Source organism: Paraburkholderia sp. OAS925 (assembly GCF_040543975.1).
Taxonomy (GTDB): domain Bacteria; phylum Pseudomonadota; class Gammaproteobacteria; order Burkholderiales; family Burkholderiaceae; genus Paraburkholderia; species Paraburkholderia graminis.
The window spans coordinates 1,409,901-1,430,220 of sequence record NZ_JBEUNO010000002.1 but is presented as its reverse complement, the minus strand read 5'-3'; the positions used below and the strand labels follow the sequence as shown (position 1 = coordinate 1,430,220).

Annotated in this window: 16 protein-coding genes and 1 pseudogene; 4 read left to right on the top strand and 13 right to left on the bottom strand. The window is 62.8% G+C overall.

Annotated elements, in window-relative coordinates; translation table 11 throughout:
* Positions 1-10 precede the first annotated feature (10 nt).
* From ABIE53_RS25175 to ABIE53_RS25155, 5 genes are all read right to left on the bottom strand, one after another.
* Positions 11-1,345 (bottom strand): MFS transporter, encoded by a 1,335-nt coding sequence (locus ABIE53_RS25175; RefSeq protein WP_192699346.1) that lies wholly within the window; start codon positions 1,343-1,345, stop codon positions 11-13.
* Positions 1,346-1,418: 73 nt separating this feature from the next.
* The gene (gene otnC, locus ABIE53_RS25170; protein ID WP_192699347.1) at positions 1,419-2,129 is read right to left on the bottom strand and encodes a 3-oxo-tetronate 4-phosphate decarboxylase; all 711 of its coding nucleotides are present in this window, start codon (positions 2,127-2,129) and stop codon (positions 1,419-1,421) included.
* A complete protein-coding gene (gene otnK / locus ABIE53_RS25165; RefSeq protein ID WP_192699348.1) occupies positions 2,129-3,436 on the bottom strand; it encodes a 3-oxo-tetronate kinase in 1,308 nt (435 codons plus the stop codon). Before otnK ends, otnC begins: the two co-directional genes overlap by 1 nt.
* Positions 3,437-3,451: 15 nt before the next feature.
* The gene (gene ltnD, locus ABIE53_RS25160) at positions 3,452-4,342 is read right to left on the bottom strand and encodes an L-threonate dehydrogenase (protein ID WP_192699349.1); all 891 of its coding nucleotides are present in this window, start codon (positions 4,340-4,342) and stop codon (positions 3,452-3,454) included.
* Between the two features lie 74 nt (positions 4,343-4,416).
* On the bottom strand, positions 4,417-5,121 hold the full coding sequence (locus ABIE53_RS25155) for a FadR/GntR family transcriptional regulator (protein WP_006049265.1): 705 nt from the start codon (positions 5,119-5,121) through the stop codon (positions 4,417-4,419).
* Between the two features lie 236 nt (positions 5,122-5,357).
* On the opposite strand from ABIE53_RS25155, the gene ABIE53_RS25150 reads away from it, so the two are divergent.
* Complete coding sequence (locus ABIE53_RS25150; protein ID WP_006049264.1) at positions 5,358-6,182, top strand: IclR family transcriptional regulator; 825 nt, start codon at positions 5,358-5,360, stop codon at positions 6,180-6,182.
* A 75-nt stretch (positions 6,183-6,257) separates the two neighbouring features.
* On the opposite strand, the gene ABIE53_RS25145 is transcribed toward ABIE53_RS25150, so the two are convergent.
* The 6 genes and pseudogenes from ABIE53_RS25145 to manD all read right to left on the bottom strand — a co-directional run bounded on the left by ABIE53_RS25145 (position 6,258) and on the right by manD (position 12,764).
* Positions 6,258-7,448 carry a M20 aminoacylase family protein gene (locus tag ABIE53_RS25145; protein ID WP_192699350.1) on the bottom strand — a complete coding sequence of 397 codons (1,191 nt, stop codon included), beginning with the start codon at positions 7,446-7,448 and terminating at the stop codon, positions 6,258-6,260.
* Between the two features lie 95 nt (positions 7,449-7,543).
* Positions 7,544-8,095 carry a phosphonate metabolism protein/1,5-bisphosphokinase (PRPP-forming) PhnN gene (gene phnN, locus ABIE53_RS25140; protein ID WP_053859522.1) on the bottom strand — a complete coding sequence of 184 codons (552 nt, stop codon included), beginning with the start codon at positions 8,093-8,095 and terminating at the stop codon, positions 7,544-7,546.
* A gap of 80 nt (positions 8,096-8,175) precedes the next feature.
* Complete coding sequence (locus ABIE53_RS25135; RefSeq protein ID WP_310074578.1) at positions 8,176-9,009, bottom strand: GntR family transcriptional regulator; 834 nt, start codon at positions 9,007-9,009, stop codon at positions 8,176-8,178.
* A 66-nt stretch (positions 9,010-9,075) separates the two neighbouring features.
* Positions 9,076-10,368: an MFS transporter gene (locus ABIE53_RS25130; RefSeq protein WP_192699351.1), complete on the bottom strand. Its 1,293-nt coding sequence runs from the start codon at positions 10,366-10,368 to the stop codon at positions 9,076-9,078.
* Positions 10,369-10,452: 84 nt separating this feature from the next.
* The gene (locus ABIE53_RS25125) at positions 10,453-11,499 is read right to left on the bottom strand and encodes an L-idonate 5-dehydrogenase (protein ID WP_006049259.1); all 1,047 of its coding nucleotides are present in this window, start codon (positions 11,497-11,499) and stop codon (positions 10,453-10,455) included.
* 54 nt (positions 11,500-11,553) lie between these two features.
* Positions 11,554-12,764, bottom strand: a pseudogene (gene manD, locus ABIE53_RS25120) (D-mannonate dehydratase ManD).
* A gap of 211 nt (positions 12,765-12,975) precedes the next feature.
* Between manD and ABIE53_RS25115 the strand changes: the two are divergent.
* Positions 12,976-14,469: a mannitol dehydrogenase family protein gene (locus ABIE53_RS25115; RefSeq protein ID WP_192699352.1), complete on the top strand. Its 1,494-nt coding sequence runs from the start codon at positions 12,976-12,978 to the stop codon at positions 14,467-14,469.
* Positions 14,470-14,493: 24 nt separating this feature from the next.
* Here ABIE53_RS25115 and ABIE53_RS25110 read toward each other — a convergent pair whose 3' ends face one another.
* Together ABIE53_RS25110 and ABIE53_RS25105 are read right to left on the bottom strand one after the other, a co-directional pair.
* Positions 14,494-16,317, bottom strand: a complete 1,824-nt coding sequence (locus ABIE53_RS25110) for a diguanylate cyclase domain-containing protein (protein ID WP_006049255.1) — start codon at positions 16,315-16,317, stop codon at positions 14,494-14,496.
* Positions 16,317-17,465, bottom strand: a complete 1,149-nt coding sequence (locus ABIE53_RS25105; protein WP_192699353.1) for an extracellular solute-binding protein — start codon at positions 17,463-17,465, stop codon at positions 16,317-16,319. Before ABIE53_RS25105 ends, ABIE53_RS25110 begins: the two co-directional genes overlap by 1 nt.
* A gap of 627 nt (positions 17,466-18,092) precedes the next feature.
* On the opposite strand from ABIE53_RS25105, the gene ABIE53_RS25100 reads away from it, so the two are divergent.
* Together ABIE53_RS25100 and ABIE53_RS25095 are read left to right on the top strand one after the other, a co-directional pair.
* The gene (locus ABIE53_RS25100; RefSeq protein WP_006049253.1) at positions 18,093-18,875 is read left to right on the top strand and encodes an ABC transporter substrate-binding protein; all 783 of its coding nucleotides are present in this window, start codon (positions 18,093-18,095) and stop codon (positions 18,873-18,875) included.
* Positions 18,876-19,153: 278 nt separating this feature from the next.
* Positions 19,154-20,269 carry a succinylglutamate desuccinylase/aspartoacylase family protein gene (locus tag ABIE53_RS25095; protein WP_192699354.1) on the top strand — a complete coding sequence of 372 codons (1,116 nt, stop codon included), beginning with the start codon at positions 19,154-19,156 and terminating at the stop codon, positions 20,267-20,269.
* Positions 20,270-20,320 lie beyond the last annotated feature (51 nt).

Genomic DNA, 20,320 nt, shown 5'->3' with positions numbered 1-20,320 from the left:
CGCAAGACGATTAACGGTTGACCAGTTTCGCGGGCGTGAGCCACGTGGCAATCGCGCCGATCACCAGCATGCCGGCCAGCACATACATGCCGGACTGCGTACTGTGCGTCAGGTCCTTCAGATACCCGATCATATAAGGGCTCGCGAAGCCCGCGAGATTCCCGATCGAATTGATGATCGCGATGCCTGCCGCCGCGGTCGCGCCCGACATGAACGCCGTCGGCAGCGACCAGAAAAGCGGCGCGCAGGTCAGCACGCCGGCTGCGGCGAGCGATAGAAATGCAATCGACACAACCGTGTTGCTCGCGAACGAAGCCGCCACCGTGAAGCCCACCGCGCCGAACAGCGCCGGCACGATCAGATGCCAGCGGCGTTCGCGGCGCTTGTCGGCGCTATGGCCCATCAGATTCATCACGACGATCGCGCAGAGAAACGGAATAGCGCTCAGCAAGCCGATATTGAACGAACCGCTAACGCCTGTCGATTTGATGAGCGTCGGCATCCAGAACGTCAAACCATATTGGCCGGTGACGAACGCGAAATAGATCAGCGACATCCACCACGTGCGCGGATCGCGGAACACGGCGCGCAGCGAATGCGCATTGGCTTTTTCCTTCGGCTGCGATGCGGCGATTTCATCGCTGAGCAAGCGCTTTTCGGGTTCGCTCAGCCACTTCGCGCTCGCGATGCCGTTGTCGAGATACAGGATCGTCGCAATGCCGATTGCAACCGCGGGAACCGCTTCGATCAGGAACATCCACTGCCAGCCTGCGAGACCCGAGCTGTTATGAAACGACTGCATGATCCAGCCGGACAGCGGATTGCCGAAAATGCCCGACACGGGAATCGCCGACATGAACACCGCAATGATCTTCGCGCGCCGATGCGACGGGAACCAGTACGTCAGATAAAGAATCACGCCAGGATAGAAACCGGCTTCGGCGAGACCGAGCAGAAACCGCAAGATATAGAACTGCGCGGGCGTCTTGACGAACACGAACAGCGCCGACATCACGCCCCAGGTAATCATGATTCGCGCAATCCAGATACGCGCGCCGAGCTTGTGCATCAGAATATTGCTCGGCAACTCGAACAGAAAATAGCCGATGAAAAACACGCCCGCGCCGAGGCCGAACACGGTTTCGCTAAACGCGAGATCCTGCGACATTTGCAGCTTGGCAAAGCCCACGTTCACACGGTCGAGATAAGCGACCACGTAGCACAGCATCAGGAACGGCACGATGCGCCAGAACACTTTCTTGTAGGTACGCTCGATTTCCGCGGCGCCGGGTTGTCCCAGGGCCGCCGCAATCGGCTGGCCCGATACGGCCTGATACGAACTCATGCAATGTCTCCTTGGATGGATGTGTGATGCGTCGCCTTGGGCGATCTAGCTTTGGATGGTCCGTTGCAACCGGCTACCAGCGCGCGCCGAACACGCTGCGCAGTTCTTCGAGCGCGGCTTCGGTAAGCGGCGCGGGCCGCGAATTCGTCATGAGCCACAAACGTGCGGTTTCCTCGAGTTCTTCGAGTGCATACGACGCCTGCGCGACCGAGCGCTCCCACACCACCGGACCGAGCCGCTCGAGCAACACCGCGCGAACGCTGCCGGCCAGCGCGGCGATTTGCGCGGCGACTTCCGGATCGCCTGGCCGGCTGTAACGAATCAGCGGGACGTGGCCCACTTTCATCACGTAGTACGGGGTGATCGGCGGCAGTACGTCGCTCTCGTTCCACACGCCCGCAAGCGTAAGCGCGACGAGATGCGTCGAATGTGTATGCACGATGCCGCGCGCCTCGCTGTTGCGCGCATAGATGCCGCGATGCAGCGCGAGCGTTTTCGACGGCTTGCCGCCCGACACCGCGTTGCCGTCGAGATCGACTTTGGCGATGTCGGCGGGATCGAGGCGGCCGAGGCACGCATCCGTCGGCGTGATGAGCCAGCCGTCGTCGAGACGCGCGCTGATGTTGCCGGCGCTGCCCACGGTATAGCCGCGCTGATAAAGACTCGCGCCCGTTATGCAGATTTCTTCGCGCACGCGCGCTTCGTTCGTTGCGTGGATGGCGGGTGCGCCGGTCGTTGCGCCGGTCGTTGCGCCGGTCGTTGCGCTAGTCAGTTCACTAGTCATCAAGCGGCTCCGTTCAGATGGCGCAGCGCTTTTTCGAAGAAATCCGTTGCGCCGAAATTGCCGGACTTTAGCGCGAGCGCGAGCGGTTGCGGGCCCGTCGTCGCAGTCGCGGGCACGCCCGGATCGATCTGCGCGCCGATGCGCAAACTGTGCACGTCGAGCGCCTGCACCACTGCGCCCGACGTCTCGCCGCCGGCCACGACGAACTTGCGCACGCCGCGCTCATAAAGGCCGCGCGCAATCGACGCCAACGTGGCTTCGACCAGATGCCCCGCCTTATCGACGCCGAGTTCGCGTTGCACCGCTTTGACTTCGTCGGGCGTGGCGGTTGCATAGATCAGCATCGGCTCGCCTTTGTCGAGGTACGTTTGCGCGAATGCGAGCGCCTGTTCGACGACGGCCTCGCCGCGCGCGGCCGCGAGCGGATCGATGCGAAACGCGGGACGCGTGTCGCGCCACGCCGCGACCTGCGCGTTGGTCGCTTTCGACGCGCTGCCCGCGAGCACCGCCGACAAACCTTCGACGGCCGGCAGTTGCGCCGCATCGTCTTGCGGCTGAAGCAAGCCCGCGCGGCGAAAGTTGGCTGGCAAACCGAGTGCGATGCCCGAGCCGCCCGTGATCAGCCTGAGATCGGCGCAGGCTTCGCCGAGCACGTATAGATCGGCGTCGGAGACCGCATCGGCGATTGCCATGCGTGCGCCCTGCTTACGCAACGCGTCGAACGATTCGCGCACGGCCGCGGCGCCCTTCGCCACCGCGTCATAGCGCACGAGCCCGACTTGCGATTGCGTCTGACGTTGCAGCACGCGCACGAGGTTCGCGTCGCGCATCGGCGTGAGCGGATGATTCTCCATGCCGGACTCGCTGAGCAATGCATCGCCGACGAACAGATGCCCGCGAAAAATCGTGCGGCCGTTCTCGGGAAACGCCGGGCATGCAATCGTGAAAGCGCTTGCCTTGTCGTCGGCGCAAAGCGCGTCGAGCAACGCATCCGTCACCGGGCCGATGTTGCCCGCATCGGTCGAATCGAACGTCGAGCAATATTTGAAAACGAACTGGCGGCATCCTTGCGCGCGCAACCAGTCGAGCGCGGCGAGCGATTGCGCGACCGCATCGGCGGCCGGAATCGTGCGCGACTTCAGCGCGACGACGATTGCATCCGCCGTGATCGTTTCGCCATCCTGAGGAACGCCGATGGTCTGCACGGTGCGCATGCCGCCGCGCACCAGCATATTCGCGAGGTCGGTCGCGCCCGTGAAATCGTCGGCGATGCAGCCGAGCAGCGCGCGTTGTGTCGTAGCCGTCATGGCAGGCGCTCCCGCTTACTTGGCCGCCGGCACGTCGATGCCGGGGAAAATCTTGATGACCGCGGAATCGTCCTCGCCGCCGTGGCCGGCCGTGGACGCCATCATGAACATCTGATGCGCCGCCGCCGAGAGCGGCAACGGGAATTTCGAGCGGCGCGCGGTATCGAGCACGAGGCCGAGATCCTTGACGAAAATATCGACGGCCGACAGCGGCGTGTAATCGCCATTGAGTATGTGCGGCACGCGATTTTCGAACATCCACGAATTGCCCGCGCTGTGCGTGATGACGTCGTACAGCGCGTCGGGATCGACGCCTTCGCGCAAGCCGAGCGCCATCGCCTCCGCCGCCACCGCGATATGCACGCCCGCGAGCAACTGGTTGATGATCTTCACCTTCGATCCCGCGCCATGCGCCGAGCCGAGGCGGTAGACCTTGCCGGCCATCTTCGCCAGCACGTCCTCGCAGGCCGCATAAGCCGCGGCGGGGCCGGACGTCATCATCGTCATCTCGCCGGATGCCGCGCGCGCCGCGCCACCCGAGACCGGTGCATCGAGCATCTGCAAGCCGGCTGCTTCAACACGCTTGCCGAGTTCGATCGCGAAGTCGGGCGCGACCGTCGCGCTCGCGATCACGACGCCGCCCGGCTTCATCGCCGAAACCGCGCCTTGTGCGCCGAACAGCACCGCTTCGGTTTGCGCAGCGTTGACGACCAGCGTGACGACCACCTCGCATTGCGCGCCGAGTTCGGCGGGCGATGCGCAACCCACGCCGCCCTCCTTCACGAAGGCTTGCAGCACTTCACCGCGCAGATCGCACGCGTGAACGCGAAAGCCCGCGCGCAGCAACGAGCGCGCGACGCCCAGGCCCATTGCGCCAAGACCGATGACACCGACATTTCTGGACATGCTCGAACCTCTCTGAAGTCTGTTAAGTGCTCACGCGAATCGGCGCGGGAATGCGCCGGGCGCGGGGCTTTGCATCAGCAAATGCCCGCTTCCGCGAGCCGCCGTGCGGCGTTGTACATATGCGTTCGCGCCGCATTGCGCGCGGCCATCGGATCGCCCGCGCGAATCGCGGCGGCAATGGCCGCATGCTCTTCGCGCACCTGACGCGAAAAGTCCTCGCGCAACGCTTCATTGCGACGCGTGACGACCGTGCCGGCCTCGAGATACTGGTTCAGGAACGTGAGCGTTTTGAGGAAATACGGATTGCCGGTGGCCGCCGCGATCGCGCGATGAAACGCGACGTCTTCGGTCACGCCGTCTTCGCCCTCGGCGACGGCCTCGTCGATCTTCGCGAGCGCGGCGTCGATGGCCATCATGTCGGCGTCGGTGCGGCGCATCGCGGCCTCGGACGCGACTTCGGCTTCGATCGCCCGCCGCAGCGCGAGAATCTGCACGACGGAGCCGGGCTCGACCGCTTCCGCGTAGTCGATGCGCAGCGGCCGCACCGTCCCATGCGCCGCGACGAACACGCCGCTGCCCTGACGCGGCTCGACCACGCCTTCATTCTTCAGCCGCGAGATCGCCTCGCGAATCACCGTGCGGCTCACGCCGAACTGTTGCGCGAGCACGGCCTCGGTCGGCAGCTTGCCGCCGCGCGTGAACGTGCCCTTGTCGATCTGCTTGAGAAGTTGCTGCGCGACCGTGTCGCTCAATGCGCGCGCTGGAATCTTGTCGAACATGCACTGCCTCGTTGTCATGTTATCGGGTCATCATACAAATTTTCGATGCGGACGGCATCCTCGGATACCCTGGGTTTTTCAAGCGCAGGGTGCTTAAGTTGGCGAAACAGAAGGCTTAAGCTATCGTCACGCCTTTGCGCATCCGCATGTTGATCAAGCGTCGATCGCGGTCGATCGAGGTCGATTCACTCGACGCGAGCGGTGCCCGAGCCCTTCGAACGCATTCTCCCAGGTCCATGAGCAAAGCCTTGCCGCCGTCCTCCGACGTTTCCGCCAGCGCCGAACCGGCCCCGGACAAACCGGGCGACTCCTACGTGCAGTCGTTCGCGCGTGGCCTCGCGGTGATTCGCGCGTTCGACGCGAAGCGCCCCGAACAGACGCTCACCGACGTCGCCGCCGCGACCGGCCTCACGCGCGCCGGCGCGCGCCGCATTCTGCTGACCTTGCAGACGCTCGGTTATGTCGAAGCCGAAGGGCGCCTGTTCCGTCTCACGCCGAAGATTCTGGACCTCGGCTTCGCGTATCTGACGTCGATGCCGTTCTGGAATCTCGCCGAGCCGGTGATGGAGGAATTGTCGGCGCAGGTTCACGAGAGCTGCTCGGCGGCCGTGCTCGACCGTACCGAGATCGTGTATGTGCTGCGCGTGCCGACGCACAAGATCATGACGATCAATCTGTCGATCGGCAGCCGCTTGCCGGCGTATTGCACGTCGATGGGCCGCGTGCTGCTGTCCGCGCTCGACGACGAAACGCTCGACGCAACGCTGAATTCGTCGCCGCTTTACGCGCACACGCCGCGCACGGTGACGGACAAGGAAGAACTGAAGAAGCTGATCGCGCAGGTGCGCCGCCAGGGCTGGGCCATCGTCGATCAGGAACTCGAAGGCGGTCTGATTTCGCTGTCCGCGCCGATCCGCAATCGGCAGGGACGCGTGATCGCCGCGATGAACATCAGCGGCAATGCGCAGCGCAATTCCGCGAAGCAGATGGTGAAGGCGTTTCTCGAGCCGCTGCAACACGCGGCGCAAAGCGTGTCGGAGATGGTGGCGCGGCGCGGGTGATGGCGCTGGCGCTTGTGCTTGCGCTTCTGCGTGAATAACGTTGAAGCACAAGCGCCGCTGCCTGCGTCCAGGCGTCTAGCGGCTCAGATACCGTTCCACAAGACGCGTCCAGAACGCGGCGCCCACCGGCAGATTGCGGTCGTTGAAGTCGTAGTGCGGGTTGTGCACCATGCAGCCGTCCTCGCCGACTCCGTTGCCGATACGCAAGAACGTGCCTGGCCGCTGTTGCAGCATGAACGCAAAGTCTTCGCTGCCCATGAGCATGTCGGTCTGTGCGACGACCTTGTCGTCGCCCACCAGTTCGCGCGCGACTTCGATGGCGAAATCTGTTTCGTGATCCGAATTAATCACGACCGGATAGCCTTCGATATATTCGACGATGGCCTTGCCGCCATAACTCGCGGCCTGCGTTTCGGCGAGCTCGGTAATGCGCTTTTTCAGCAGCGCGCGCACTTCGGCGCTGAACGAACGCACGCTCAGTTCCAGCTTCGCCGTGCTTGCGATCACGTTGTTCGCCGTGCCCGCATGCATGGAGCCGACCGTCACGACCGCCGGTTGCGACGGATCGACGTTGCGCGCGACGATCGTCTGCAACGCCATTACGATGCTCGCGGCGATCACGACCGGATCGACCGTCAGATGCGGACGCGCCGCATGACCGCCCACGCCTTCAATCGTGATGATCGCCTTGTCGCCCGCCGACATGAACGGCCCCTTGCGAAACAGCAGCACGCCCGGCTCCGCGCCCGGATGATTGTGCACACCGAACACGGCGTCGCACGGAAAGCGCTCGAACAGGCCGTCTTCGATCATTTTCTTCGCGCCGCTGTCGATGCCGCTTTCTTCGGCCGGCTGAAAGTACAGGTGCACCGTGCCCGAAAAATTGCGCGTGACCGCGAGGCGTTGGGCCGCGCCGAGCAGCATTGTCGTGTGACCGTCGTGGCCGCACGCGTGCATCTTGCCGTGCGTGCCGCTCGCATAAGGCAAGCCGGTTTCCTCGACGATCGGCAACGCGTCCATGTCCGCGCGAATGCCGATGCTGCGTGTGCCCTCGCCCATTTTCAACGTACCGACCACGCCGGTTTCACCGACACCGCGCGTCACCTGCCAGCCCCATTCTTCGAGTTTGCCGGCGACGAGCGCGGCGGTCTGCAATTCCTCGTAAGCCAGTTCGGGATGGCGATGAATGTGATGGCGAATGTCGCGCAGGCTTTCGGTGGCGGGAATCAGATCGGCTAGTTCGGTCAAACGCGCGGTTTCGCTCATTTTTCAAGGGACTCCGTGATGGCTGAAGCTGAATGAAGGCAGATGCAAAGGCGGCCGTAAGCGTGACCCACGCTCACGCGGCTCGATGTCCAGCACTATAGCCGGGCATGGCCCTTGAGGAAGGCGATCAAGGCATGGCCCGCGTCTTCGAGTTCGCCTGAGTTGTCGATCGACTCGCAGCGCACGCCGTCGGGCAAGCTGAAAGGCGCGTGACGTGCGAGCCGCGCCGCCACCTGTTCCGCGGATTCGCGCGCACGTGCGCCGAGACGCGCTTCGAGAATATGCGGCGCCGCGTCCACATGCACGACTTCGGTCCGCGGATAGCGCGCGAGCGCATGATGCAGATACTGACGCGAACCGTTGACGACCACCGTGCAACCACGCGCGAGCCACGCATCGAGTTCGATGCCGATTCCATAGTGCAGCGAATGACTCGACCACTCGAGCGCGAAGAGACCGAGCAACGAACGCGCGGCGAACTCCTCGACACTGAGCGCGACATGTTCCTCGCCATTGCCGCTTGGCCGCGTAATGTAACGATGCGCGAAAAGAATCGGCTCGCCCGCGAGATGCTTGCGCGCAAAGCCCAGCAACGCGTCTTTACCCGCGCCGGACGGCCCCATCACATAGACCAGGCGACCTGTCATTGGCCCCTCACCTCATGGCTTTTAAACGGCACACTTTGCCATAAGACGGCGCGTTTCGGGACCTGTCCAGCGCGACGTATTTACGTGGACAGCGGCACGCGCTCGGGTTCGTCCGCTTCGAACCACGCGGGATTGCGCGCGGCGATGGGACCGAGCGACACGAGAATTTCGCGCAGATGACTGCGCATCGCGGCTTCGGCGGCGGCCGGATCGTGGGCGCGCAAGCCGGCCAGGATTTTCGCGTGCTGTTTGATTAGCAGATCGAGCGGCGACACGTCGGGCAGACTCAAGTAACGCACGCGGTCCATCTGCGCCTTGATGTCCTGGATGGTTTCCCACGCGGCCGTGCAATCTATTGCTTGAGCGATCGCGTAATGAAACGCCTCGTCGAGTGCGAGAAACGCGGCCGTGTCGTTCGATTTCGCCGCGAGCTTCTGGTCACGGATGTTGTCGGTAAGCGCCTGCAATTGCTCGTCGGTAATCGACACAGCCGCTTTGCGCACGACGGCTGCTTCAATCGCCTCGCGAATGAAGCGCCCTTCGCGCACCTGACGCGGCGAAATGCGCTTCACGAAAGTCCCGCGTTGCGGCAAGACCTGCAACACGCCCGCCTCGACCAGTTTGATGAACGCCTCGCGCACGGGCTGCCGCGACACCTGAAACATGTCGGAGACGTCCTTCTCCGAAAGCGGCGTGCCCGGCGCCATCTGTCCGATAAAAATGGCCTGCCGCAACGCCCGGAAAATCTGCTTGCCGATGGGTTCGTGCGAATCGAACGACACGCTCGCGGTCAGGTCGGGCAGCGCGACATGCTTGCCTTGCTGCGCACTCGCGCGACGCCGGGCGCGCGGCACGGCGAGCGTTGCATCGGCGGAAATCGAAGGCTTGCTGGCGGAGAAATTCCTGGTCGGCATTTTTGCAAACTACGGAGAGCATCGGGTGGGGAGCCTCAGCGATACGTCGCGAGGCTTCGCACCATACTACCATGCACGTTTGATGGTCAGCGTGCCTGCACGCGGCTCGCGAATCCATACGACCGAGCACACCGCGCCAAGCACCGCAATCCCGCCCGCGAGCACGAATGCGCTGCCGTATGCGCCATGCGTCGCCTGCACGATGAAGCCGGTAACCGCGGGTCCAATCACGCCGGCCAGATTCGCCAGCAGATGCACGAAGCCGCCGACGCCGCCCACATGTTCGCGCGGCACCGTGTCCTGAATCACGGCCCAATACACGGCGCCCGTCACATAGAGGAAGAAGATCGAGACCGACATCAACGCGACCGCGCTTTGCGTGCTGGCCACGCGGCCGGCCAGCGCGACGCACACCGCCGCCGCGCCGAGGCAGGTGCCGAGCACGATCTTGCGCGACAGCAGCGGCCTGCCCGTCAACCGCAGAATCAGGTCGGAGATGAAGCCGCCCGCTTCGAGCCCGATGCTGCCGAGTACCCACGGGATCACCGTGGCGATACTCATGTCATGCAAGCTCAGGTGATGCGCTTCCGTCAGATACGTCGGGAACCACGAGAGAAAGAAGAACAGCACGTAGTTATACGAGAAGAATGCGAAGGCCGTCGCGAGAATGATCGGCTTGCGCAGGAAGTGGCCAAGGCCGAGCTTCTCGCCATCGGCCGAATGGGTGATGGCATGTTCATCCGCCTGACCGGCCAGAATGATCTCCATCTCCGCCTGCGAGACACGCGCGTTCTGCTGCGGATGTTCAGTCGTGGTCGCGGCCCATGCGATCAGCCAAAGCAGCCCCAGCAGCATGATCGCGACGAAGGCCCAGCGCCAGCCGAACTGCACCGCCATGAAGCCCACCACCGGACCCGCAAGCGCGCCGCCAAGCGGCGTGCCGGAACTGATCACGCCGATCGCGCTCGCGACTTCCTTGCGCGGAAACCAGTTGTTGACCATCTTGCTGTTGGACGAGCTGAACGGGCCTTCGCCCATGCCGAACAGCACGCGCAAGACGATGAGCGAACCAATGCCCGTCGCAAGCGCCGTTGCTCCGCAAAACACGGACCATACGCCCATTGCCGTGCCGAACACGCGTTTTGCGCCGACCTTATCCGACAGCACGCCGCCCACGAAATTGAACAACGCGTAGCCGACGAAGAAGCTGCTGAACACCACGCCCATCTGCGCATGCGAAAAGTTAAGGTCTTTCTGGATCAGCGGCGCGGCGATAGACAGCGCGGAGCGGTCCAGATAATTGATGACGCCTGCGAGAAACAGCAGCGCCACGACAAACCAGCGTTGACTTTTAATCATGCGATGTCTCCTTCGGTTCTCGCCTCTTGACGGGCGTTAATACCGCTTGTGAATGGGATGCGCGCGCCTCTCGGACGTGCGGCTTCAATCGAAATTCAGGTGCACCTTCATCGATTGCGAGCGATCGAGCGCGACCTCGAACGCCTTATTGGCGTCGTTCATCGCAAATGCGTGCGTCATGAGCGGGCGCAGGTCCAGCTTGCCGGAGGCGATTTCATCGGCGGCGGTCGCGTATTCGTCGGCGAAGCGAAATGAGCCCTGATAGCGCAGCTCTTTCGACATGACGAGGTTGGCGGCAACAGGCGATTGACCCGCCGGCAAATTGCCGACCTGGATCACCGTGCCGCCCGCGCGCGCCGAGCGCAACGCAGTGTCGAGCCCCGCGGGGCTACCCGATGCTTCTATCACGACATCGAACGTGCCGCGTTGCGCGGACCATTGTTCGATGGTCGCGGTATCGGCGGCATTCACGGTCTGGTCCGCGCCGAGCTGTTCCGCGACGCTCAACGCGCGGCTCGACAGATCCACCGCGACGACCCGATGCGCGCCGGCGCGCCGCGCGACGGACAGCAGAATGCAGCCGATCGGTCCGCAACCGATCAGCAGCACGCTCGCGCCGATGAGCGAGCCGGCCTGCTTCACCGCGTGCAACGCAACGGCGAGCGGCTCGGCCATCGACGCCTGCGCGAAATCGACGCCGTCCGCCACGGGGAAACATTGCCGCGCCGCCACGACAATGTATTGCCGGAACATGCCCTGCGTGTGCGGGAAGGTCGACGCGCTGCCCATGAAGCGCATGTTCAGACAATGATTAGGCATCCCTATCGTGCAGTACTTGCAGGTGCCGCATGCGAGGCCCGGATTCACGGCGACGCGCTGGCCGGGCGCGAGACGCGTTTCCGTACTCACGCCCGCGCCGAGCGAATCGATTTCGCCGGCCACTTCGTGTCCGAGCACAAAGGGCTCGCGCACCGCAAAATCGCCGCTTTTTCCCTTGAAGTAGTACGACAGATCCGAGCCGCAAATGCCGCCCGCGCGCACGCGCACTCGCACCTGACCGGGGCCGGGCTCCGGCGGTTCCATTTCGTCGATGCGGATCAGCTTGGGTTCGTGAAGGACGGCTGCAAACATGGTGGACTCCGGTATTTCAATTCGAAAAGAAGAATGCTCGGCGATAGCGCGGCGTCACCAGTTCCATAGCGTGCCGTCCTCGAGACGCGCAACGGGCAGATAAGCCGGGTCGTACGGGAAACGCGCGGCGGCGGCTTCGTCGATGTCGACGCCGTGACCCGGCGCATCGCCGGGATGCATCATGCCTTTGTCGAAACGCCATGCATGCGGGAATACATCGAGCGCGTCTTGCGGAAAGCCCATGTATTCCTGCACGCCGAAATTCGGCACCCACAGGTCGAAATGCAACGCCGCGCCCATGCAGACCGGCGACAGGTCCGACGGTCCGTGGCAGCCGGTGCGTACCTGATACAGCGAAGCAAAATCCGCAATCCGCCGAAGATGCGTGATGCCGCCCGCGTGAGTCAACGTCGCGCGGATATAGTCGATCAGTTGCTCCTCGATCAACTGCTTGCAGTCCCAGATGCTGTTGAACACCTCGCCGACCGCAATCGGCGTGACCGTATGCTCGCGTATCAGGCGGAAGCCGGCCTGGTTTTCGGCGGGCGTCGGGTCTTCCATCCAGAAGAGACGGTACGGTTCGACAGATTTGCCGAGGCGCGCGGCTTCGATAGGCGTCAGCCGATGGTGCACGTCGTGCAGCAGATGCGTGTCGAAACCGAACTTGTCGCGCACGGCTTCGAACAGCTTCGGCACGAAGTCGAGATATTTCTCTCCGACGACCAGCTTTGCTCTTCCACCGCGCCCTTCGTTGCGGGCTCATACATGCCGCTGCCCTTCGACACGCCATAGACAGAGCGCATGTTCGGCACGCCGCATTGAATGCGGATGGCCTGATAGCCCGCTTCGATGTGTTCGGCGTACCGCTCGAGCGCTTCGGGAATGTCGCGGCCGGTAGCGTGTCCGTAGACCATCACGCCTTCGCGCGACGCGCCGCCGAGCAGTTTGTACAGGGGCATGCCGGTCACTTTGCCGAGTATGTCCCACAGCGCCATGTCGACAGCCGCGATTGCCGTCATCGTGACAGGACCGCGGCGCCAGTACGCGCCTTTGTACAGATACTGCCAAGTGTCTTCGATACGGCCAGGATCGCGGCCGATCAGAAGCGGACACACGTGGTCCTTCAGATACGAGGCAACGGCCAGTTCACGGCCATTGAGCGTCGCATCGCCGATACCGTGCACGCCTTCGTCGGTGACGATTTTCAGCGTGACGAAGTTGCGGCCGGGACATGTGACGATGACGTCGGCACGAACGATCTTCATGTTTTCTTCCTTGCAGAGACGAGGCTTGGGGCGACAACCGCAGCGGCAACGTGTTGCCGAAACCGCGTTTTTCGCAGTGCCCGAAGCGTTGGAACGATGCTACCATACAAGTATATTGAAGCGTCAAATCAGGGTTTTCCCGCTGATTCACTGCGATTCACCGTAATTCACAGCCCGTGACGCAACCCGTGACCTCGTCTGGATTTCAAACATGAGCACGCCAGCATCGTTGCCTCGACTCAATCGTCAAGCGTTGTCCGCATTGCATGAACATGTGTTATCGCCGCAGGCCGCATGGCGCGAGCCCGGCATCGGCATCGTTCATCTCGGCATCGGCAATTTTCATCGCGCGCATCAGGCGCTTTATACGGAAGAAGCCATGCTCGCCGAAGGCGGCGACTGGGGCATTTGCGGCGTCACGCTGCAAGGCGACGTGGCCAAGCGCGATGCGCTGATGGAACAGCAAGGCTTATATAGCGTCGTGGAACGCGGTCCTGACGGCGCGAAGGTGACGGTCGTGCGCGCACTGCGCGAGGTGCTCGCAATGCCGCACGATAGCGACGCGCTGTTTAGTCGACTCGCAGATCCCGCAGTGCGGATCGTGTCGCTGACCGTCACGGAAAAAGGCTACTACCGCGATGCAAAAACAGGCGACGTCGCGCTCGACGATCCCGCCGTACAACACGATCTTTCGCATCCACACGCGCCGCGCACCGTGCCCGGCATTCTGGTCGCCGCACTGCGCGCACGCCGCGACGCTGCAATAAAGCCGTTCACCGTTCTCTCGTGCGACAACCTAGCGCACAACGGCGCCGCATTACGTCAGGTGGTGTGTTCGTTTGCGCGGCAGTCCGATACGGCACTCGCCGACTGGATTGCCGCGGAAGTGGCCTTCCCGTCGACGATGGTCGACCGTATCGTCCCTGCCACGACCGACGCGGAACACGCGAGCGCAGCCGCGGCGCTCGGCTATCGCGACGCCGCGCCCGTGCCTTGCGAGCCTTTCCGGCAATGGGTTATCGAAGACTATTTTCCAGCGGGACGTCCCGCATGGCATGCGGTGGGCGCGCAACTCGTCGACGACGTCACGCCCTACGAACTGGCGAAGCTGCGCATGCTCAACGGCACGCATTCCACGCTTGCCTATCTGTCGATGCTCGGCGGCTTCGCCACGATCGACGAGGCCATCGCCGAGCCCACCGTGCGCAATCTCATTCACGCGATGATGACGCACGAAATCGCGCCGACGCTCGACATGCCCGCTTCGTTCGACGTAGCCGCCTATCGTGACGCACTGCTCGAACGCTATGCGAACCCCGCGCTCAAACACCGCTGCGCGCAGATCGCGATGGACGGTAGTCAAAAGATTCCGCCCCGCCTGCTCGGCACGATCGCGGCAAGAATCGCAGCGAATCAGCCGTTTGCGCGTCTTGCACTGGCGGTCGCGGCATGGATGACGTTCCTGCGCGGTCATGCGGATGACGGCTCGCGTTACGACATCAGCGATCCGCTTGCCGACAGATTGAAGACGCTCGCGGCATCGGCCAATGGCGAGCCGCAAGCGTTAATGGACGCGTTGCTATCGGTGCGCGAAATCTTCCCCGTGGAATTAGCCCAACAGCCCGCGTTCAGGGACGCGCTTCATCATGCGTTGCAGTTGCTGCAAACGCAGGGTGCACGCGCCGCGATAGCCGCATCGCAATAGCGCGCACAAAAAGCAAGGTGCGTATTACGCGGTCGGCTCCGCTTCGCGCCCTTCGGGTGGGCCGTCGCCTGCCGTTGCCTGCACGACTTCGATCGGCTCCGTCTGCTGACGCCGACGCGCTTCGAGTACGTCGTGATAGCGCAAATACGCGCACCGTCCCCCCGATTTCGCCGCATACATCGCCGCGTCCGCATTGAGCAGCAGTTCTTCGGCGGTGCCGCTGTCGTCGGGAAACTGGCTGATGCCGATGCTCGCGCCCACCGTCATGCCCTGGCCGTCCATCACGATTTCTTCGTTCAGCGTGGTCATGATGCGCGACGCGATGCCCGGCGCCGCCTCAGCCGAGCGGGGCCCTTCGATCAGCACAATGAATTCGTCGCCGCCCAGACGCGCGACGACATCGGCGGAATGCAGCACCTGTTTGAGCCGCAGCGCCACCGCCACGAGCACCTTGTCGCCGACCGCATGGCCGAACTGATCGTTGATCTGCTTGAAGCGGTCGAGGTCGACGAACAGCACGGCGAGTCCTTCGCGGCGGCGCGTCGCGTCCTGGATCGCGCGCTCGAGCTTCTCCATGAACAGCATGCGGTTCGGCAAACCGGTCAGCACGTCGTGCGTGGCGAGATGCACAAGTTCGCGCTGCTTGACGTGCAGCGCGTCCATCTGCGATCGGATTTCGCGGCGCAAGCGGTCGAAGCAGCGCGCGAGTACACCGATCTCGTCGGTGCGCTTGAGCGGCAACGTGCCCATTGCGTGTTCGGCGAACAGATGCGTCGCCGCATACGCGAGGATGTGCAGCGGCTTGGTGAGCGCGCGTGCGAACAGAATGGCGAGCAGCACGGCCAGTGCGCTGAAGACCAACACCATGCGGATGATGCTGCCGCCCAGCAGATGCGCGCCGGACAGCACGTCCTCAAGCGGCTTGCCGAGTCCGAGCACGATAAAGCGATTGCCCTCCGACGCGCCGAACGGTCTGCGCACGAAGGCGAGCACCTGTCCGTCTGCCTCGTGCGGACGCGCAAGACCGTTCGCGAGTACTTCGCTTTCCTTCTGTTCGAAGAGCGGCTTCGTCACGGCGAAGCTGTCCTGCATCAGCACGCGGCGACCGACATCGAAGCCGAACGTCTTGGCCGCATCGGGATGAACGAGAAAGTCGCCCCATTCGTTCGCGAGATAAACCTGATAATCGCTCGGCAAATCGCTTTGCAAACGCTTGAGCAGATTCGAGAGATTCACGTCGATCACCACGACGCCGACCACCGCGCCCTGCGCGTTCGCTACCGGCGTGCCGACCCGCAGCGTCGGCTTGCCCTGTGCCGCGTGCGCGCCGTATTCATGATTGACGGAAATCGGCGACGTATAGAGGCGTCCCGGCGAAAAGGCGAGCGGCTCGAACACATACGGAAACTGGCCTTTTTCCTGCAGACTGCCGCCTTGCACGCGTATCAGTCCGTCGGCGTCGCGGTCGAAACGAATGATTTCCAGCCCATGATTCGCGCGGCTGATCAGGCGGATCTGCAGATATTCGGCATGGTGAATCATGAAGCTCGAGTACACCTGCGCGAGCCGTTCGCGGGGCAAGCTCGAGCTTAAACCGTCGTCGGCCGCGACGACTTCCGCCGACGAAGGCAAGCTCGCGAGCACGAGCGCGTCGGCGCCGACGTCGTCGATGGAGGCGGAAAAGCGCTCGCCGAGCAACTCAGTCGACGTCAGCAAGCTGCGCCCCGCTTCCTTCACAAGCATCGTGCGGTTCGAGTGATACGCGTAATAGCCGGTCGCGCCCGAAGCCAGCACGCCGATGCACGCGAGCAGCACAGAGAGTTTGAATGTGAGGCCTGGGCGGATCATCAGAAGCGCTCCGAGCGATCGCCGGACGCGATTCGGGCCCACAGGTCCTCGCGCTTTTGAATGTTCTCGACCGGCCCGATCCACAGAATGCGGGCGTTGTCGCTATTCGCCGCGGGCGCGGTCAATGTATTCGCGAGCCCCTGCCGTTGCGTCAGCAGGCGGCTCACGTCCGGCTCGAGCATGTAATTGATCCAGGCGAGCGCGAGCTGCGGCTCGGCGGCCACGCGCGTCATGGACCAGCAATCGAGCCACGCGAGCACGCCTTCGTCGGGAATCACGTAACCGACGTCGGCGCCCGCGCGGCGCAGCAATTCCACTTGCTGCGTGCCGTAGTTGCCGAACATCAACGCGACGTTATGCTGGACAAAAAATGCGGTGGCCTCTTCGGGCAACGTGTAATAGGTCAGTAAATTGCGGCGCAGTTCGACGAGCTTGTGAGCGATCGCACGCATCTGCGTGTCGTTCAGATCGAACGGATCGCGATAACCCAATGCAAGCGCGGTGAACGAAAAGTTGTGCTGCGCGCTGTTGAAGTCGAGCACCTTGCCGCGGTATCGCGGGTTCCAGAGTTCACGCATCGAGCGCGGTGCAACCGGAATCTGCTTGCGATCGTAAATGAGGCCCATCGACGAATAGGTAAACGGAATTCCGTAGACCTTGCCGTCTGAGACGATTCCTTCAATCGACGCGCGCGCCTGGAAACGCGGCAATTGTCGCGCGGTGTTGGGCAGGCTTTGCAGATCGAGCGGCGCGAGCAGATGGGCGCGCAAATAGCGCTGTATCTCCGCGGTGTTCGCGGCGAGCACGTCGAAAGGCGGCGCATTCTTCGCGTGCATTTGCGCCCATAACGCTTCGTCGGAATCGACGAGCGTCACTTCCACCTTTACGTCGTAGCGCAATTCGAAAGTCTTCACGACGTCGGCATCGGCGTAACCGGGCCACGCGAGCACATGCAGGACTTTTTTCGCGGCCTCGGCCGATGCACCCGACAGCATCCCGACGCACAGAAACACGCTCAGCGCGACGCGCAGCAAGACGCCGCAATAGCCGCGCGCAGCTAACCGCGCGCGTGGCAAAGCCGCTGAAATTCGCCGCTGGCCACGCCGCTCGTCATGGCGCTTTTCATCTGCCGTCGAAATCATGTGCATACAACACCGTTAAGCAGAAGGCAGTTCCGGCGAGCCTATGCCCGCGTAATCAATCGCGAATTAAACCGGAGAACATTTCCTCAGACAGGACTGCTCTTTTGGCGCTACATGGCGAGCGAGAGGAGCAACGATGATAGCGCCAAGCAATATCTTTTTGGTTTCCTTACTACGTAAATGCCGAGAAATAACTCACACTCGGCGGGACACGACGGGCAATCATCCCGTGATAACGGCATATGGCTGACTTTCTTTAATCCTGCGACGAATTAAATTGCCGTGCGATTGACAAATGTCAATTAACGATTCGCATTACCACCGCATTACAGCGACACTACGGCGGTACTACTTCGGCACTCCGCATTCGGGCGCAGCGCGGAAATTCCGATGCGACATGCATCGTTTTATGATGCAGCGCGGTCCGGAGCGCTTTTATTTTCGGGGCATGCGCGATGCGCTATCCGGTGTTTCACTAACTACCCAATATTTTTGAACTGATAAGCTTGGCGCGCGCTGCTGGCCGCCCCGGCCGGCGGCTTCAACCCAGGCCCGGTCGTAAGTCGCGCCGGGTTTCCCGCGAGCGGCACAACCGCATGCGGGAGTATTTGAACTACACCGAGGAGTTAAACAGTGAAAAAACTGCTAGCGGCATTGACGGTTGCTCTGCTTGCCACCGTCTCGATCGGCGCACACGCTAAAGATTGGACCACCATCCGTTTCGGCGTCGATGCCAGCTATCCCCCGTTCGAGTCCAAGGGCTCCGACGGCAAGCTCGTCGGCTTCGACATCGACCTCGGCAATGAAATCTGCGCGCGCCTGAAGGCCAAGTGCGTGTGGGTCGAAAACGACTTCGACGGCATGATTCCGGCGCTGAAAGCGAAGAAGTTCGACGGCGTGCTGTCGTCGATGTCCATGACGCCGCAACGCGCCGAACAGGTGGCGTTCTCGTCGAAGCTGTTCAACACGCCGACGCGCCTCGTCGCGAAGAAGGGTTCGGGCATCCTGCCGACGGCTGAATCGCTGAAGGGCAAGACGGTCGGCGTCGAACAGGGCACGATCCAGGAAACCTACGCAAAGACGTACTGGGAAGCGAAGGGCACGAAGGTCGTGCCGTATCAGAACCAGGACCAGGTGTACGCCGACTTGCTGTCGGGCCGTCTCGACGCAGCGCTGCAAGATGCCGTGCAAGCTGAAATCGGCTTCCTGAAGACGCCGCGTGGCGCAGGCTTCGACTTCGTCGGCAAGAACCTCGACGATCCGAAGATTCTGGGCAACGGCGCGGGCATCGGCATGCGTAAGGAAGATACGGATCTGAAGGCGAAGGTCGACAAGGCGATTGCCGACATCATCAAGGACGGCACGTACAAGAAGCTCGAGAAGAAGTACTTCGACTTCGACGTGTACGGCAGCTAATACGCGGACTTCCGCGCCGAGGAGCCGCGCCGTGCGCGTTTAGCGGCGCGCTCCACGGCTCCGTGAAAACGGGCTCCGCCACACGCGGAGCCCGTTGCGTTTTATGGCGGCAAAACACGCGCGCCGCCGTATCGGCTAAGATCGTGCGATCCGATGCCACCATGCTGGTGCGGCGCGCTTGCCGGATTTGCCGCCAGCAACTGGCCTCATGCAGGCTTCCCCCCTTGTAATCAACGAGATAGCGGTGCGCCGCACTTTCCCCCGCGAATTCGACAACCATGCAAACCCAATCCCATCCGCTGATTGCGCCGACGCTCGGCACCGCCCGCAACCTGACGAGTTTTCATTACGGTCCGAGCGGCGGACAGAAGATTTATATCCAGTCGTCCCTGCATGCCGACGAACTGCCGGGCATGCTCGTCTCCTGGGAATTGCGCCGCAAGCTCGCCGCGCTCGAAGCAGCCGGTAAGCTGCGCGGCGAAGTGGTAATCGTGCCGGTGGCCAATCCCATCGGTCTGAACCAGCACTTCCTCGGCCATCTCACGGGACGCTTCGAAACCAACACCGCGCAGAACTTCAACCGCAATTTCCACGATCTTTCGGCACTCGTGCTGCCGGTCATCGAGGGTCGTCTCAGCGATGACATCGACGCGAATCGCACCGCGATTCGCAGCGCGATGCGCGAGGCGCTCGACGCGCAACAGCCCGCAACCGAACTCGAATCGCAACGTCTCGCGCTGCAAAAGCTCTCTTACGACGCGGACGTGGTGCTCGATCTGCATTGCGACTGGGAAGCCGCGATGCATCTGTACACGAACCCGGACCTGTGGCCCGACGTCGAGCCGCTGGCGCGTTATCTCGGCGCGAAGGCGTCGCTGCTCGCGCTGAATTCTGTCGGCAATCCGTTCGACGAAATTCACAGCTTCTGCTGGTCCGATCTGCGCGGCCGTTTCGGCGAGCGCTTTCCGATTCCGAACGGCTCTATCTCGGTCACGATCGAATTGCGCGGCCAGCGCGAGGTGTCTTACGAGTACGCGGAGCACGACGCGCAGGCGATCATCGAATATCTGACCGCGCGCGGCGTGATCGCAGGCACGGCGGCGCCGCTGCCGCCGCTCGAATTCGCGGCCACACCGCTTGCCGGCGCGGAGCCGATCGTTGCGCCGATCAGCGGCGTGCTGGTGTATCGCTGTGAAGTCGGCACGTGGGTCGACGTGGGCCGTGAAATCGCGGACATCGTCGATCCGTTGACGGACCGCGTCGTCACGCTGAAGAGCGGCGTCGCAGGCGTTCTGTATGCGCGGCATTCGACGCGCTTTGCCACCGCGGGCCTGGAATTCGCGCGCATTGCCGGCGCGACTGCGTTTCGAAGCGGCTCGCTGTTGAGTAATTGATTCGCGCGAGCAAAGGTAAAGCGGAAGGCAAACAAAAAGGCGCCGTGAAGG